The following is a 14,728-nucleotide window of genomic DNA, read 5'->3' as shown; positions in this document are numbered from 1 at the left end:
AGCCCACGCTCGGCTGATCTGCAAAAGGCAGCCGAGCATTGGCTCGGCTCTACAGAAGCAGGCGAAAGCCCCGTCCTGGCGGGGCTTTCGCTTTGCCGGTCATGGCGGAAAACAGCGTTCGCGCCAGCCATGACCTCCCGCCCATGCGCCGGGCTGAACGACTGTTAAGCTCCAAGGCTTAGGTCCCTTCCCGGAGTTGTCCATGCGTCGCCGCGTCCTTGCCATCGCATCCTCCCTCGCCCTGCTGGCCGCCCCGGCCTTCGCGGCGCCGCACACCACTACCCTGCCCCCGGCGTCGCTGGCCACCGCCGCACAGCTGCGCGACCAGGCGCTGGCCGATGACACCGGCTGGAAGGTGGTCGAGTCGCTCACCACCGAAATCGGTCCGCGCATCGCCGGCAGCGAAGCCGACGCCCGCGCCGTGGCCTGGGCCGAAGCCAAGTTCAAGGCCCTCGGTTTCGACAAGGTGTGGAAGGAGCCGGTGACATTCCCGAAGTGGGAGCGGCGCAGTGAACACGCCGCCGTGACCGGCAGGAACCCGCAGCCGCTGCAGATCACTGCGCTGGGCGGCAGCCCAGGCGGCACCGTGGAAGCCGAGGTGGTGCGCTTCGCCGACCTGGCCGCGCTGCAGGCCGCACCGGCGGGTTCGCTGAAGGGCAAGATCGCCTTCGTCGATTACCAGATGCTGCCGTTCCGCGATGGCCGCGATTACGGCCGCGGCGGTGCGATCCGCAGCAAGGGGCCGTCCGAAGCGATCCGCAAGGGCGCGGTCGGTTTCCTGATGCGCTCGGCCGGTACCGACTCGCACCGCGTGCCGCACACGGGTATCACCCGTTTCGATGACGGCCTGACCCCAGTGCCGTCGGCCGCGCTGTCGGTGCCCGATGCCGACCAGCTGGCCCGCCTGCTGGCGCGTGGCAGCACCACGGTGAAGATGGCACTGGATTGCGGTTGGGATGGCACCGCCACCTCCTACAACGTGATCGGCGAGATCACCGGCCGCAGCCTGCCGAAGGAAGTGGTGGTGATCGGTGGTCACCTGGATTCGTGGGACCTGGGCACCGGCGCGGTGGATGACGGCGCGGGCGTGGGCATCACCATGGCCGCCGGCCACCTGATCGGCCAGCTCAAGCAGGCACCGAAGCGCACCATCCGCGTGATCGCCTTCGCCAATGAGGAACAGGGCCTGTATGGCGGCAAGGCCTATGCCGAAGCGCACGCGAAGGACGTGGCCCTGCACCAGCTGGCCGCCGAGAGCGATTTCGGCGCAGGCCGCATCTACGCCTTCAATACCGGTTCGCCGAATCCGGACGGCTCGCGTGAAGCGACGAAGCAGATTGCCGAAGTGATGAAGCCGCTGGGCATTGAGTACCAAGCCGACAAGGGTGGCCCGGGCCCGGACGTCGGCCCACTGGCCGCCAAGGGCGGTGCGTGGGCGTGGCTGGCGCAGGATGGCTCGGACTACTTCCACCTGCACCACACCGCCGACGACACGCTGGACAAGATCGACCCGAAGGCACTGGCGCAGAACGTGGCCGCGTACACCGTGTTCGCCTACCTGGCGGCGGAAGCGGATGGCAGCTTCGGTAGCGAGGCCAAGGCGACCACGCCGCCGAACGAATGAAATTCTGAAGGCGGAAGACGCTGAGTTGCAAGCTCAGCGTCTCCCCCTCTTTCCCTCAGCTGCGAGCATCCCCATACAGACAATCCGTCTTCCTGGAAAGTACGCGTGGAAGGATTCGAACTGCTCAACCAAATGGATTTCCACTTGGGTTTCCATAGCGCGTATCCGTTCTGGCTGGGACAACGCGTCAACATCTATGATCCCGAACAGAATCAATGCCTTCTCGGCATCATTCCGGAAGTGAAGGCGTGCCTGCAAACCGAACGATTCAATGCGGCAATTTGCGTCAACGGTTTGATGCTGCTGAATGTGCGACACCTTTCGCAGACCGCGCCAGACATGGGCATTTCAGGTGATTTTGATCAGTCTGCAATATGGATGGATCGACACTTGGATTACGCCAATGCACTTCAGCTGTGCTTGGAATCGGAGTCAATAAAGCATCCTGACTCCTACGAAGTCTCCGCCACTGCAACCCGGGCGAAGGAGATATGCAAGGTCGGATTCCTCGACGGCCGCCCCGTAAACGTCAGCTTTGGCACGGCTCGCACCTTGACCACGGTCATGCATGCGCTGTCCGGATGGGTAGCTGGAGGCGCCCTTGCGCCGTCTCCCCTGGAAGCACCCGGATGGAGAATTCCCCACGAAGTAGTTCATGTCGAAGCTGCTCGGTTTGCGCTGCAGAAATTCGCGCTCATAGCACGCAACGAACATCACGTCACATGGCTCTCCTATCTGCTCAAGGCCAAAACCGCATACGCCGACAACGACTACAGGATGTCATTCGTCCTCTCATGGTTCATCATCGAGTCCTCCCTCCGGTGGCACTGGATGATCGAGAACGAGAAGAACGTTAGATCTCCCGAAACCTGGAAAATCATCGACGATCTTTGTGCAGGGAAACTGATCTGCGACCAACACAAGCGCGCCCTCACGTCTTTGCGGACGCTGAGAAACGAACTCATGCACAATCCCGCCGACACCGTCTGCCAGCCAATTCAATGTTACGAGGCTGGACAGATCGCATGTGACCTTGCGCTGCTCGGCACCGACGTGGACCTCGTAACATCGTGGCGCACCAAGGTGCAGTTCTGAACCAAATGTTGCTGGAGAAGCGTCCCCGGCTCGTTTACTTCCCAAGCCGAGGCACTTCCAACTGGACCTGCAGACGTGGACTCGAATCACCCTAGCCTGTCTGCAGCTCTCACCTCACGCGGCGACTGGCCCATTGCGCCAGCAGTACCGCCGTGGCCGAGGCTACGTTCAGGCTCTCCACCGCGCCGCTGCCGGGAATCGAGACCTGCAGGTCGCACGCCCCCGCCAGGCTGCGGTCCATGCCCTCGCCTTCGGCACCCATCACATACACCAGGCGGGCCGGTAGCGAGCTGCGGAACACGTCATCACCGCCCTCGACCAGGGTCGCGGCCAGGCCGAAACCGGCTGCGCGCAATTGCGCCATTGCCTGATCGGTCTCCGGCAGCTGCACCAGCGGCACCGCTTCGGCACCGCCTTCGGCAACGCGCGCGGCGGCGCCGGACAGGGCCAGCGTGCTGCCGGCCGGCAACAGCAGCGCCTTGGCACCGAAGTGCGCGGCCGAGCGCAGGATCGCGCCGAGGTTGTGCGGGTTGCCCACGCCATCGAGCCACAGTGCCAGCGCCGGGGCCTCGCCGACCTGCTCCAGCCACTGCGCCAGCGGCAGTGCAGGTGCACGCAGCACATCAGCCACCACCCCTTCGTGATGGGTGGTGCCGGCGAGCTTGTTCAGATCGCCATCCTCGACCACGCGGTAGCCCACGCGGTTGGCAACGCACCACTTCAACAGCGGCTGCAGGCGCGGGATGCGTGCTTCCAGCAGGTACAGCTTGCGCAGCGCCTGCGGCCGCGCTTCGAACGCAGCCAGCACGGCATTCAGGCCGTACAGACGCAGCTCATCGCTGCCACCGCGCCCAACACCGCCCGTGGCCGGCACCTCCGGGCGCGGCAACGGCGTTGCGCGCGGCGGACGGGCGGACGGGCGGCGGTTGTTCCAAGGGTTGTTCACTTACACACTCTCCTGCTTGCGCTGGCGCCAGAAATCGGCGTTCTTGATGCCCAGGGCATCAGGGTCGAACACCGGATCCAGGCCCAGCTTCTTCTGTCGTTCGTAGTCACGCAGGGCCAGCATCGCCGGCTTCTGGATGATGAGGATGGCGATGATGTTCAGCCAGGCCATCAGGCCGACGCCGATGTCGCCCAGCGCCCAGGCCAGGGTGGCATTGTGGAACGCGCCGAACACCACCATGCCGATGATGCCCAGGCGCAGCAGCAGCACGGTCAGCGGCCGCTTCCTGTTGTGGTTCACATAGCTGAGGTTGGTCTCGGCCATGTAGTAGTACGCCATGATGGTGGTGAAGGCGAAGAAGAAGATGGCCACCGATACGAACGCCGAACCCCAGCCCGGCAGCACCGCTTCCACGCCGGCCTGGGCGTAACCGGCGCCTTCCGGAATGCCGGCCAGGCCCTGGAAGATCGGCGCGGCGCCCTCCACCGGCGAGTACACGTTGTAGGTACCGCTGGCCAGGATCAGGAACGCGGTGGCGGTGCACACCATCATGGTGTCGAAGTAGATCGCGAAGGCCTGCACATAGCCCTGCTTGGCCGGATGCGAGACTTCCGAGGCGGCCGCTGCGTGCGGGCCCGAGCCCTGGCCGGCTTCGTTGGCGTAGATGCCGCGCTTGATGCCCCACTCCACAGCCAGGCCCATCATCGCGCCGAATGCGGCATGCGTGCCGAAGGCACTCTTGAAGATGATGCCGAACATTTCCGGCACGCGGTCGTAGTTGATGATCATGATGATGATGGCCATCAGGATGAAACCGGCGGCCATGAACGGCACCACCACTTCGGCGAAGTTGGCGATGCGCTTGACGCCACCGAAGATCACCACGCCCAGCAGCAGCGCCACCACGATGCCGATCCCCAGCTTCAGCGCCTGCACCGATTCCATGCCGAAGGCCTGGCCATCGAGCGGACCGCACAGCGCGGTGCCACGGCAGGCGTTGATGATGCTGTCGGCGATGGCGTTGGCCTGCACGCCCGGCATCAGGAAGCCTGCGGCGATGATCGTGGCGATGGCGAAGGCCAGCGCATACCACTTCAGGCCCATGGCCTTTTCGATGTAGTACGCCGGGCCACCGCGGTAGCGGCCTTCGGCATCCTTGGTCTTGTAGATCTGCGCCAGGGTGCATTCGACGTACGAGGTGGATGCGCCAAGGAAGCCCATCACCCACATCCAGAAGATCGCACCGGGACCGCCGAATGCGATGGCGGTGGCCACACCGGCGATGTTGCCGATACCCATGCGGCCGGCCATCGACATGGCCAGCGCCTGGAACGAGGACACACCGGCGTCGGATTTCTCACCCTTGACGGTGAGGCGGCACATCTCGAGGAACCCCCGGATCTGCATGAAGCGCGTGCGCAGGCTGAAGAACAGGCCGGCGCCCAGGCACACGAAGATCAGTGCCTTGCTCCAGATGATGCTGTTGATGAAGTGTACGGTTGCTTCCACGCGCGCTCTCTCCAGTCGGCGGGTTGTAAGGACGTCCCGTCGGCTGGAGGGGACCGGTCGATTCTCCCTGATCGAAGGCCGCTGCGGTAGCGCCAGAAGACAAGGGGTCGGATCCCTTGCGCGCCGCGCGAGGGCTCCGACCCCGGTTCGCCCTTATGGCGGGTTGGGGTCAGAGCCCTTTTCTGGCGAAAAGGGATCTGACCCCGAGGGCTCACGGCAGCTGCGTGCGCACCCGGGCGAAACGGCGCAGGTCGTGCAGCACGCCGCGCTTGTAGACCGCACAGCGCTCCACGCCCTCTTCCTGGAAGCCGTTCTTCTCCAGCACCCGGGCCGAGCCGAGGTTGAAGTCGACCACGGTGGCCTGCAGCCTGAACAGGCGCAGCTCATCCATCACCCACGTGGCAAACAGGCCGACCACGCGGGTCATCAGGCCCTGCCCCCAATAGGCCCGGCCCAGCCAGTAACCCAGCTCGGCGGTATGCCCACGCTCGGCCAGGCCCTGTTGGGCACCGACGCTGCCGCAGGCCTGGCCGTCGATCTCGATGGCCAGGTTCAGGGTGCCGGGAGCCAGCACGCGGCCGGCGAGGAAAGCCTCGCCATCCCCGCGCGTGTACGGGTAAGGAAAGCGGTCGCGCAGGCCGCGCGATACCTCGGCATCGTTGGCGTGGCGCAGCAGGGAGTCCAGGTCATCCGGGCGCCAGGGGCGCAGCTGGAAGCCGTCGCCTTGCAGGTCTGGGGTCAGAGCCCTTTCCCTTTGGGAAAGGGATCCGACCCCGCCGGCGTACCGGTCAGGCATGCCCGCCCACCGACGGCGATTCCGCTTCCTGCTTCTCCAGCTCGCGCTTCACCGCTTCCGGCGAACGGGTGTACGGCGCCAGCCGCGCGTAGAACGCCGGCACCACGAACAGCGACAGGAAGGTCGAGAGGGTCACACCGAAGATGATCACGATGCCGATCGTGCCACGGCTGGCCGAACCAGGACCACCGGCGACCACCAGCGGGATCGCGCCGACCACGGTGGCGATCGAGGTCATCAGGATCGGGCGCAGGCGCACCATCGCCGACTCGATGATCGCCTCGCGCACGCTGCGCCCATCGTCGCGCAGCTGGTTGGCGAATTCGACGATGAGGATGCCGTTCTTCGCGGCAAGGCCGACCAGCATCACGATGCCGATCTGGCTGAACAGGTTCACGGTACCGCCACTCACCCACAACCCGACCAGCGCGCCGAGTACGCCCAGCGGCACGGTCAGCATGATGGTGAGCGGATGGATGAAGCTCTCGAACTGCGCCGCCAGCACCAGGTACACCACCAGCAGCGCCATCGCGAAGGTCAGCAGCACCGCGCCGCCGGCGCTCTGGTACTCGCGCGATTCGCCCTTCCAGTTCACCTGCGCGTACTGCGGCAGCTCTTCCTGGGCTACGTTCTGTGCCCAGGCAATGGCTTCGCCCAGCGGATAACCGGGCGCCAGGCCGGCACTGATGGTGATCGAGCGCAGTCGGTTGAAGCGGTTCAGGGTGCCGGCCTCGGCCACTTCACTCAGCGTGACCAGGTTGGACAGCGGCACCAGCTCGCCGGAGTTGGCGCGCACGCGGATCGCGGCCAGGTCGGCCGGGCTGGCACGACCATCGCGACCGGCCTGCACCAGCACGTCGTACTCCTCGCCGTTGTCGACGAAGGTGGTGACGCGACGCGAGCCCATCATGGTTTCCAGCGCCGAACCGATCGCGGTGACCGGCACGCCGAGATCGGCCGCACGCTGGCGGTCAATGTTCACCCGCATCTGCGGCCGGGTTTCCTTGTAATCGGAATCGGGGCCGACGAGGCCGGGATTGTCGGCCATGCGCAGCAGGATGCGGTCGCGCCACTGCGCGATCTCGGCATATTCCGGGCCGCCCAGCACGATCTGGAACGGTTGGCCGCCGCTGCGCACCAGGCCACCACCCACCTGCGTGCGTACGCGCACGCCGCGGATGGTATCCAGTTCCTTCTGCAGTTCGTTGGCGACTTCGGGCGTACCCTCGCTGCGCTGGCGCCACGGCTGCAGGAAGATGCTGACGCGGCCGGTATGCATTTCCTCGCTGGCGCCCCAGCCGCCCGGCACGCGGGGGTTGGCACGCACGATCGGCTTGTCCGGGCCGACATGCGGTGCCAGCAGCGCTTCCACCTGCTGCACCTGCTGCACGGTGTAGTCGTAGCCGGCGCCTTCCGGGCCGTCGATCATGATCTGGAACGAACCACGGTCTTCGGCTGGCGCCAGTTCCGACGGCAGCAGCTTGAGCAGGCCCCAGCTGGCGGCCAGCGCAGCCACCATCACCAGCAGGTAGATCCAGGTACGGTCGACATGGTGATCGAGCACCCGCCCATAGGCACCCGCAAGGCGTTCCAGGTTGCGGTTGATGAAGCCGTGCAGGCCTCGCGGGGCCTGCCCGGTATGCGGCTTGAGCAGCTTGGAAGCCATCATCGGCGTCAGTGTGAGCGCAACGAACGCGGACAACGCCACGGCAGCGGCCAGCGCCACGGCCAGTTCGCGGAACAGTCGCCCGGTGTTGCCCTCCAGGAAGCCGACCGGCAGGAACACCGCCACCAGCACGGCAGTGGTGGCGATCACCGCGAAGGCGACCTGCGCGGTGCCGCGCTTGGAGGCCACCAGCGGTGGTTCGCCCAGGTCGATGCGGCGCTGCACGTTTTCCACCACCACGATCGCATCGTCCACCACCAGGCCGATGCACAGCACCAGCGCCAGCAGGGTCAGCAGGTTGATCGAGAAGTCGAACGCATACAGCGCGATGAACGCCGCCACCAGGCAGACCGGCACCGTCACTGCCGGAATCAACGCGGCGCGAAAGCTGCCGAGGAACAGCCAGATCACCGCCAGCACCAGGATCATCGCTTCCACCAGGGTGGCGTAGACACGGTCCACTGCAGCTTCGATGAAGGTGGTGTTGTCGAAGGCGACGAAGATCTGCGTGCCCTTGGGCAGGGTCAGCGCCACCCGCTCGGCCTCAGCGCGCGCAGTGCGTGCCACGTCCAGCGAGTTGGCGGTGGAGGTCTTGACGATGCCCAGGCCGATGCCGGGCTCGCCGTTGCTGCGGTAGTACGCGCGGCGTTCGGCCGAGGCCAGCTCGATCTTCGCCACGTCGCCCATGCGCACCACGTAGCCGTCGCGGCCCTTGCCCAGCGGGATGGTCGCGAAATCCTCGGGCTTGATGTAGTTGCGTTCCACGCGCAGGGTGAAATCGCGGTCGGTCGACTCGATGCGGCCGGCCGGCAGCTCCACGTTCTCGTTGCGCAGTGCGGTTTCCACGTCGCCGGTGGTCAGCCCGCGCGCGGCCAGCTGGTCACGGTCCAGCCAGATCCGCATCGCATAGCGCTGGCGGCCGCCGATGCGGACCTGGGCCACGCCATCGAGGCTGGAGAAACGATCGACCACGTAGCGGTCGGCGTAGTCGCTCAACTCCAGCGTGTCCATGGTCGAGGACACCATGTTGAACCAGATGATCGGGTCGGCATCGCTCTCGACCTTGGCAATCTCTGGTGGCCGCGCCTCTTCCGGCATGCGGTCGGCGACGCGGCTGACCGCATCGCGCACGTCGTTGGCCGCCGCTTCGATATCACGGTTGGAGGTGAACTCGATGCTGACCTGCGAGCGGCCGTTGGTGCTGCGCGCGTTGATCGTATCGATGCCTTCGATGCCGGCCAGCGCATCTTCCAGCACCTGGGTGATGCGGCTTTCGATGACCGCCGCCGACGCGCCGGTGTAGTCCACCGACACCGAAACGATCGGAGGGTCGATGGCGGGCAGTTCGCGCAGGGTCAGGCGGGTGAAGGACATCACGCCCAGCACCAGCAGCAACAGGCTCATCACCACGGCGAACACCGGCCGCTGGATGGAGATGTCGGACAGCTTCATCCGCCGTGGCCCTCGGTCGCGACCGGCGCCGGCGCGTCAGCCGGTTTGGCGCCAGAGGCCGGTGCGGCGCCCTTCGCAGCGACCTTCAGGCCCGGGCGCAGCTTGCCGGTGCCATCAACCACGATGCGCTGGCCTGCTTCCAGGCCCTGCCGGATCTCGACCACGCCGGCACGGCGCGCGCCGGTTACCACGTCCACCCGCTCGACGCTGTCGTCGGCCTTGATGCGGTACACGAAGGTATCGCGGCCGACCTGTACCACGGCGATTTCCGGGACCACCAGCGCCGGGCGCTCGGGGCGGAACAGGCGCACGTCCAGCAGCATGCCCGGGCGCAATGCGTGGTCGCCATTGGCGAAATCGGCGCGCACGGTCACCGCACGGGTGGCCGGATCGATGCGCGCATCGATGGTGCTGACCACGCCCTCGAAGGTGCGACCCGGCCAGGCCACGCTGGTGGCACTGACCTTGTCACCAACGCCCAGCGCAGCCAGCTCCACTTCCGGCACCTGGAAATCGACATGCATGTGCTCGATGTCGTCGAGCGTGGCGATGACCGTGGTCGGGGTCAGCAGCGATCCCGGACTGACCTGGCGGATGCCAAGCACACCGGCAAAGGGCGCACGCACACGGCGGTCGCCAATGTCTGCCTGCATCTGCATCACGCGCGCCTCGGCGGCGTCGCGGATCGACTTCTGCGTATCCAGCGTGGCGATGGACACCAGCCGCTGGGCGGCCAGTTCGCGCTGGCGCTTGTACAGCTGATCGGCTTCATGGAAAGTGGCCTGCGCCTGCACCAGTGCGGCTTCCTGGGCCTGCCCGCGCAGCGTCACGATCGGCGCACCGGCGGCAATGTGCTGGCCGCTCTCGAAGTGCACTTTCTCGACGATCTCGCTGACTTTGGCAGTGACGCTGATCGACTCGCGCGCCTTGGCCGTGCCCAGTGCCTGAAGGGTGTCGTTCCACTGCGTGGGCTGCACGACCTGCGCGGTGACCGGCACCGCTTCGCCCTGCCGACGTGCGGCGGCCTCCTGTTTGCCTGCGCACCCGGCCAGCACGGCCAGGCTGAGGCCGAGGGCCAGGGTCGAAGCGATACGAGCCAACATGAACGGTCCTGATTGATCCACGGCCGCCGAGTGTAGGCAAGTGCCCATAAAAGCGGTATGTGCCAAGCGTTTACCGGCGTGGAACCTAGGCTGCGATAGCGCCTTGAACCCGTTCCGTGCAAGGCTGCCATGGGCAGTGTCGGCGTGTGTCGGGGTGTATCCGGTGGTGCACCACCGCGGCCGTCATCGTAGAGTCGAACCTGCCCGACCGAGGGCGTCGGGCGGGGACGGATCCTGGCGGGGATCCGGCCCCGTTTTTTTATGCCCGGCGGATCAATACCGGTAGTTCAACTTCATCCACACGCTGCGCCCCGGCTCGTTGATCCGCACCGGGTCGGCCGGGAAGCCGAAGTCGGCGCTGCCGGCCAGGTTCAGGTGCTCGCTGTAGGCGCGGTCGAACAGGTTGTCGACGCCGGCGCTGAGCTGCAGCTGCGAACTGAAACGGTACGCGGCATTGAGCGCGAAGGTGGCAAACCCGGCGCTCGGCCCGAGGTCCTGCGCGACCACGTTGCCCTGTCCATCTGCGACACGATGCTGATGGGTCACCGCGCGCAGCAATGCGCCGGCACTCCAGCGCTGGCCCTCCCAGTTCGCGCTCAGGCGTGCTTCCAACGGCGGCATCTGCGGCAGCGGACGCTGCTGGTCGCGGTTCTCTCCCCAGGCATAGGCCAGCGTGCCGCCCAGCTTCCACTGCTCGGTCAGGCTCACTTCCAACCCGGCCTCGGCACCGGCAATGCGCGCCTCGACGTTGCTGGCCTGGCTCATGCCCATCATGCCGCTGCCGTGGTAGGTGAACAGGATGTAGTCCTGGATCTGCCCGGCATAGGCCGAGACCCAGGCCTGCACGCGCGGTCCCTTGTACTGCAGGCCCACGTCGAGCTGGGTGGTGCGCTCGGGCTGGATGCCGGCAAACGCGTTCACTGCACCGGCCGGTCCGTGGTCGGGCGAGAACAGCTCCCAGTAGTCGGGCATGCGTTCGCTGTGGCCGAGGCCGGCGTACCAGGTCAGGCCGTCGGCCAGGTCCTGCTCGTAGCGCAGGAAGCCACTGCCGAGCCACGCCTTGCGCTTTTGCTCGGCCGTTGGGTTGGGCCGGCTGCCCATCATTCCACGGATCGACTGCCGCTCATCACGCACGCTGGCACGATCGATGCGCAGGCCGCTGATCCAGCGCTGATCGGTGCCGGCGCCGAGGGTCAACTCGGTGAAAACGCCATAGCGGCGGAAGCTGGCATCGGTCTGCCACGCCGCCTGGCGATAGGTGCCCCGGCCCATGCCCATTCGCCCACGATGGCGGCTGTCCTCGCCATCCACACCCGCCACCAGTTGCACGTCCTGCCAGCGCCACTCGGAACTGACCCGGCCGCCCTGGGTGCGTCGGTCCACGTTCGATGCCATCGGCATCGGCATCATGCTGTGCGGATTCGGCGTTCGCAGCGTGTAGTTGTCCATCACGTGGTCGGCCTCGTTGTAGTACACGTTGGCCTGCACTGTGTCCCACGCACCCGGCAGATTGCGCTTCTCGAAGCGCGCGGCGTAGCTGGTGCGTTCGAACGCGGCACCGTCCATGCCGCGCCCCGCGTAGCGTGCGATCGCATCGCCGGCACCGGCAGAAATTTCCAGCAGCGTGTCGGCATCCGGCGTCCAGCCGATCGCCACGTCACCGTTCCACTTGCGCCACTTCGACGGCACCACATCGCCGTTGCCGTCCTTGTAGTCATCGGCTTCGGAACGGTTGCCGCTGGCGCGCACATAGCCGGTCGGGTTGCCCAGGGTCAGGTCCAGCACCTGGTCGTTGCGGTTGCGCGAACCGACCAGCGTACTGGCATCGGCACGCAGGCCCGGTTCCTCGAAGCGCGGTGTATCGCGTTCGAAGCGCACGGTGCCGGCCGAGGCACCTGCCCCCCAGCGCACGCTCTGCGGGCCCTTGATGATGGTCAGGCGGTCGAAGCTCTCCGGTGCGATGTAGGACAGCGGGTTGTCCATGCGCGAGGGGCAGGCGCCGATCAGGTTGCCGTCATTGCTGAGGATGTTCAGGCGCGAACCCAACATGCCGCGCAGCACCGGGTCACCGTTGGTGCCGCCGTTGCGGATGGCGGAGAAGCCAGGAACGGTCTTCAGGTAATCGGCGCCGTCACTGGCAGGGACCGGCTGCCGCGGCAGGCGTGGATCGGTCACCCAGTGCAGTGGCGACGAAGGCGCGGCGGCGGTGACCACCAGCGTATCGAGAGTGCGCGCCTCTTCGGCGGGCGCGGCATGGGCGAGCGTTGCAGCTGCGGCCAGGCCAAGGGCAACCGGCAGGCGCACGCAGGCGCCCGCGGGGCGGGAAGTCATTTTCATCGGAACAGCTCCAAGGTACGCACGCGCGCACGGCGCCCGGTCAGGCGTCGTGCGGCAGATTCGACAGGAAAATCAGCGGACGATGGAGGCGCGCGGTGGCCCACGCGCGGCGTGTGCCGGCCAGCGCAGTGCCGGCAGTACCTGCTGCGACCACGGGAATACCAGCCGCGGCCGCCACAGCAGCGGCAACAGCAGCACCAATACCGCCAGCCACGGCAGCAGGCGCATGGCCAGCACGCAGTATTCGCAGGCTTCGCCATGCATGGCGTGGGGATCGGCCGGTGGGGTCGGACTCCGTTGCCCGTGCAGAGGGCTCTGACCCACTGCGGCAGCGTCGTGGTGCATGTGCGCGTGGTCCATGCCTGCCATCGCCGCGTGGTCCATCGGCGGCGCCTGCAGCGCGCGGCTGACCAGTGGCGCAAGCACCATCAGCAGCGTCGCCAGGACGGCGAGCTGCAGCAGGAGGCGCTGCGGGCGGGACAGGCGGGTCACCCCGCTAGTGTAGAGGCGGGTCCAGGGTTGCCCGTGCGACGAACCGTCGCAGGCGTTTGCGACACCCCGTCGCGGGGGTGTTCGGCAGGGCTGCGCCCTGCACCTGCAGAGACCACGTCCACGGCAAGAGCCCAAGCAACAGCAAAAGCAAAAGCAGTTTCCTGTGGGTAGGCGGGGTGGGTCCGGTTGCGGGGGACGCCGTAAATACGTCCATGCAGGCTCGGCTCACGCCCCCGCAACCGGACCCACCCCGCCTTCGACAGTCTTCTGCGGTCTGTTGAAACGGCTCTTGGGGTCAGATCCGTTTTCCGCAGGAAAACGGATCTGACCCCAGATGCATTTCCATATCTGACAGATTTCATCCACGCATGGCGTGGATCTACCGTGTCGACCAAGGTCGACACCTACCAACAGCCATCGGAATCTGTCAGAGGCGGGGCGGTGTGGGCAGGCAGGACCGTTGGCGCCATGGATGGCGCCATCGAGCCCCCAGGGATGGGTTTACGGCGTGTCCTGCCTGCCCACACCGCCCCGCCGCCCCACGGAAGCCAGCAGTTGCTGTTGCTTCGGCTTTTGCCTTTGATTCGGCAGGTGCAGGGCTGCACGCCCTGCTCGACCCACCTCACACCGTGATGGTCTGGGTCAGCGACTCCCAGGTCGGTGGCACCGGCCACGCCGCCGCCTGGTTGCCATCCAGCACCCGCCGCAGGTCGCGCGGATCAATCTGTGGGGCCAGCACGTGCACCAGCTCCAGCGCGTAATCACGCAGCACGCGGTCGCGCGGCAACACCGCCCAGGCGATGCACTCGCTGATCGGATCCGGCGCCGGCCACGACCTCAGGTCTTCGTCATTGGAACTGACCGCCATCTCGGCCAGCAGGCCTACGCCCAGGCCCGTGCGCACGTAGGTCTTGATCAGGTCGGCATCGAGCGCGGTCAGCGCCAGGTCGGGCACCAGCCCATTGGCGGCGAAGGCGCGTTGCAGGGAAGAGTTCGGTCGGGTCGAGGATTCGTAGCTGATCAACGGCTGGCGGGCCAGCGCGGCCAAGTCCGGTGCGCGGCCGGCGCGGTCCAACGGGTGGCCCTTGGGTACCACCACCAGGCGCCGCCAGCGGAACAGCGGCACTGCGATGCCGTCGGTTGGCTCACCGCCTGCGGTGCTGATGATGGCGATATCGGCGTCACCCTGGTTCAAGCGGTCCAGCGCGTCGGTTTCACCGGCCTGCTGCAGGTGCACGCTGACCTGCGGATAGGCCTGCTTGATCGCCGCCACCGCCGGCGGCAACACGAAGCGCGCCTGGGTGTGCGTGGTGGTCAGGATCAGCTGGCCCTGGCTTTCGCGCCGCTGGTTTGCCGCGTACGTACGGATGTTGTTGGCTTCGGCCAGCACCGCGCGGGCACGCGCGATGACTTCGGTTCCGGCCGGGGTAACCGACTCCAGGCTGCGCCCCTTGCGCACGAACAGCAGGAAGCCGAGCTCGTCCTCCAGCTGCTTGAGCTGCTTGGACAGGCCGGGCTGGGTGGCGTGCACGCGCGAGGCGGCCAGCGTGATGTTCAGCTCGGCGTCGGCGATGGCTACCAGGTAGCGCAGCTGGGTCAGCGTCATGGGCAGGCAGGCGGCATGGGGCGGAAGTCCACTCTAGGGTCAATTGCCGTCACCAGCTTATAACCAAAGGTTGTTTAAGAAAGGTATCTGGTCATTTCCGGG

General features: G+C 66.5%; 10 protein-coding genes. 2 read left to right on the top strand and 8 right to left on the bottom strand.

Annotated features, from left to right (window positions below; all coding sequences use genetic code 11):
* The first annotated feature begins 202 nt into the window (after nucleotides 1-202).
* Both AC5P7S_RS03755 and AC5P7S_RS03750 read left to right on the top strand, forming a co-directional pair.
* The gene (locus AC5P7S_RS03755) at nucleotides 203-1,624 is read left to right on the top strand and encodes a M28 family peptidase (RefSeq protein ID WP_005418811.1); all 1,422 of its coding nucleotides are present in this window, start codon (nucleotides 203-205) and stop codon (nucleotides 1,622-1,624) included.
* 105 nt (nucleotides 1,625-1,729) lie between these two features.
* Nucleotides 1,730-2,719, top strand: coding sequence for a hypothetical protein (locus AC5P7S_RS03750; RefSeq protein WP_069139303.1), 990 nt, complete (start codon nucleotides 1,730-1,732; stop codon nucleotides 2,717-2,719).
* Between the two features lie 109 nt (nucleotides 2,720-2,828).
* On the opposite strand, the gene AC5P7S_RS03745 is transcribed toward AC5P7S_RS03750, so the two are convergent.
* From AC5P7S_RS03745 to AC5P7S_RS03710, 8 genes are all read right to left on the bottom strand, one after another.
* Nucleotides 2,829-3,665 carry a TrmH family RNA methyltransferase gene (locus tag AC5P7S_RS03745; protein ID WP_095377343.1) on the bottom strand — a complete coding sequence of 279 codons (837 nt, stop codon included), beginning with the start codon at nucleotides 3,663-3,665 and terminating at the stop codon, nucleotides 2,829-2,831.
* On the bottom strand, nucleotides 3,666-5,174 hold the full coding sequence (locus AC5P7S_RS03740; protein WP_005418815.1) for an alanine/glycine:cation symporter family protein: 1,509 nt from the start codon (nucleotides 5,172-5,174) through the stop codon (nucleotides 3,666-3,668). It lies immediately after the preceding gene.
* A 211-nt stretch (nucleotides 5,175-5,385) separates the two neighbouring features.
* Nucleotides 5,386-5,970 carry a GNAT family N-acetyltransferase gene (locus AC5P7S_RS03735; RefSeq protein WP_095377344.1) on the bottom strand — a complete coding sequence of 195 codons (585 nt, stop codon included), beginning with the start codon at nucleotides 5,968-5,970 and terminating at the stop codon, nucleotides 5,386-5,388.
* A complete protein-coding gene (locus AC5P7S_RS03730) occupies nucleotides 5,963-9,088 on the bottom strand; it encodes an efflux RND transporter permease subunit (RefSeq protein WP_005418827.1) in 3,126 nt (1,041 codons plus the stop codon). The genes AC5P7S_RS03735 and AC5P7S_RS03730 overlap by 8 nt, the downstream gene beginning before the upstream one ends.
* The gene (locus tag AC5P7S_RS03725) at nucleotides 9,085-10,191 is read right to left on the bottom strand and encodes an efflux RND transporter periplasmic adaptor subunit (RefSeq protein ID WP_095377345.1); all 1,107 of its coding nucleotides are present in this window, start codon (nucleotides 10,189-10,191) and stop codon (nucleotides 9,085-9,087) included. Before AC5P7S_RS03725 ends, AC5P7S_RS03730 begins: the two co-directional genes overlap by 4 nt.
* 273 nt (nucleotides 10,192-10,464) lie before the next feature.
* Nucleotides 10,465-12,528: a TonB-dependent copper receptor gene (locus AC5P7S_RS03720; RefSeq protein WP_095377346.1), complete on the bottom strand. Its 2,064-nt coding sequence runs from the start codon at nucleotides 12,526-12,528 to the stop codon at nucleotides 10,465-10,467.
* Nucleotides 12,529-12,600: 72 nt separating this feature from the next.
* The gene (locus AC5P7S_RS03715; RefSeq protein WP_005418850.1) at nucleotides 12,601-13,020 is read right to left on the bottom strand and encodes a DUF2946 family protein; all 420 of its coding nucleotides are present in this window, start codon (nucleotides 13,018-13,020) and stop codon (nucleotides 12,601-12,603) included.
* Nucleotides 13,021-13,642: 622 nt separating this feature from the next.
* Nucleotides 13,643-14,626 (bottom strand): LysR family transcriptional regulator, encoded by a 984-nt coding sequence (locus AC5P7S_RS03710; RefSeq protein ID WP_005418854.1) that lies wholly within the window; start codon nucleotides 14,624-14,626, stop codon nucleotides 13,643-13,645.
* Nucleotides 14,627-14,728 lie beyond the last annotated feature (102 nt).

This window comes from Stenotrophomonas sp. YJH_SMC_32, assembly GCF_059369975.1.
The sequence above is the reverse complement of the archived record's forward strand: the minus strand, read 5'-3'. Positions and strand labels throughout refer to the sequence as shown.

Coding starts and splice junctions, on each gene's coding strand:
- AC5P7S_RS03755 (WP_005418811.1), top strand. CDS start 203: ATGCGTCGCCGCGTCCTTGCCATCGCATCCTCCCTCGCCCTGCTGGCC.
- AC5P7S_RS03735 (WP_095377344.1), bottom strand. CDS start 5,970: ATGCCTGACCGGTACGCCGGCGGGGTCGGATCCCTTTCCCAAAGGGAA.
- AC5P7S_RS03730 (WP_005418827.1), bottom strand. CDS start 9,088: ATGAAGCTGTCCGACATCTCCATCCAGCGGCCGGTGTTCGCCGTGGTG.
- AC5P7S_RS03725 (WP_095377345.1), bottom strand. CDS start 10,191: ATGTTGGCTCGTATCGCTTCGACCCTGGCCCTCGGCCTCAGCCTGGCC.
- AC5P7S_RS03720 (WP_095377346.1), bottom strand. CDS start 12,528: ATGAAAATGACTTCCCGCCCCGCGGGCGCCTGCGTGCGCCTGCCGGTT.
- AC5P7S_RS03710 (WP_005418854.1), bottom strand. CDS start 14,626: ATGACGCTGACCCAGCTGCGCTACCTGGTAGCCATCGCCGACGCCGAG.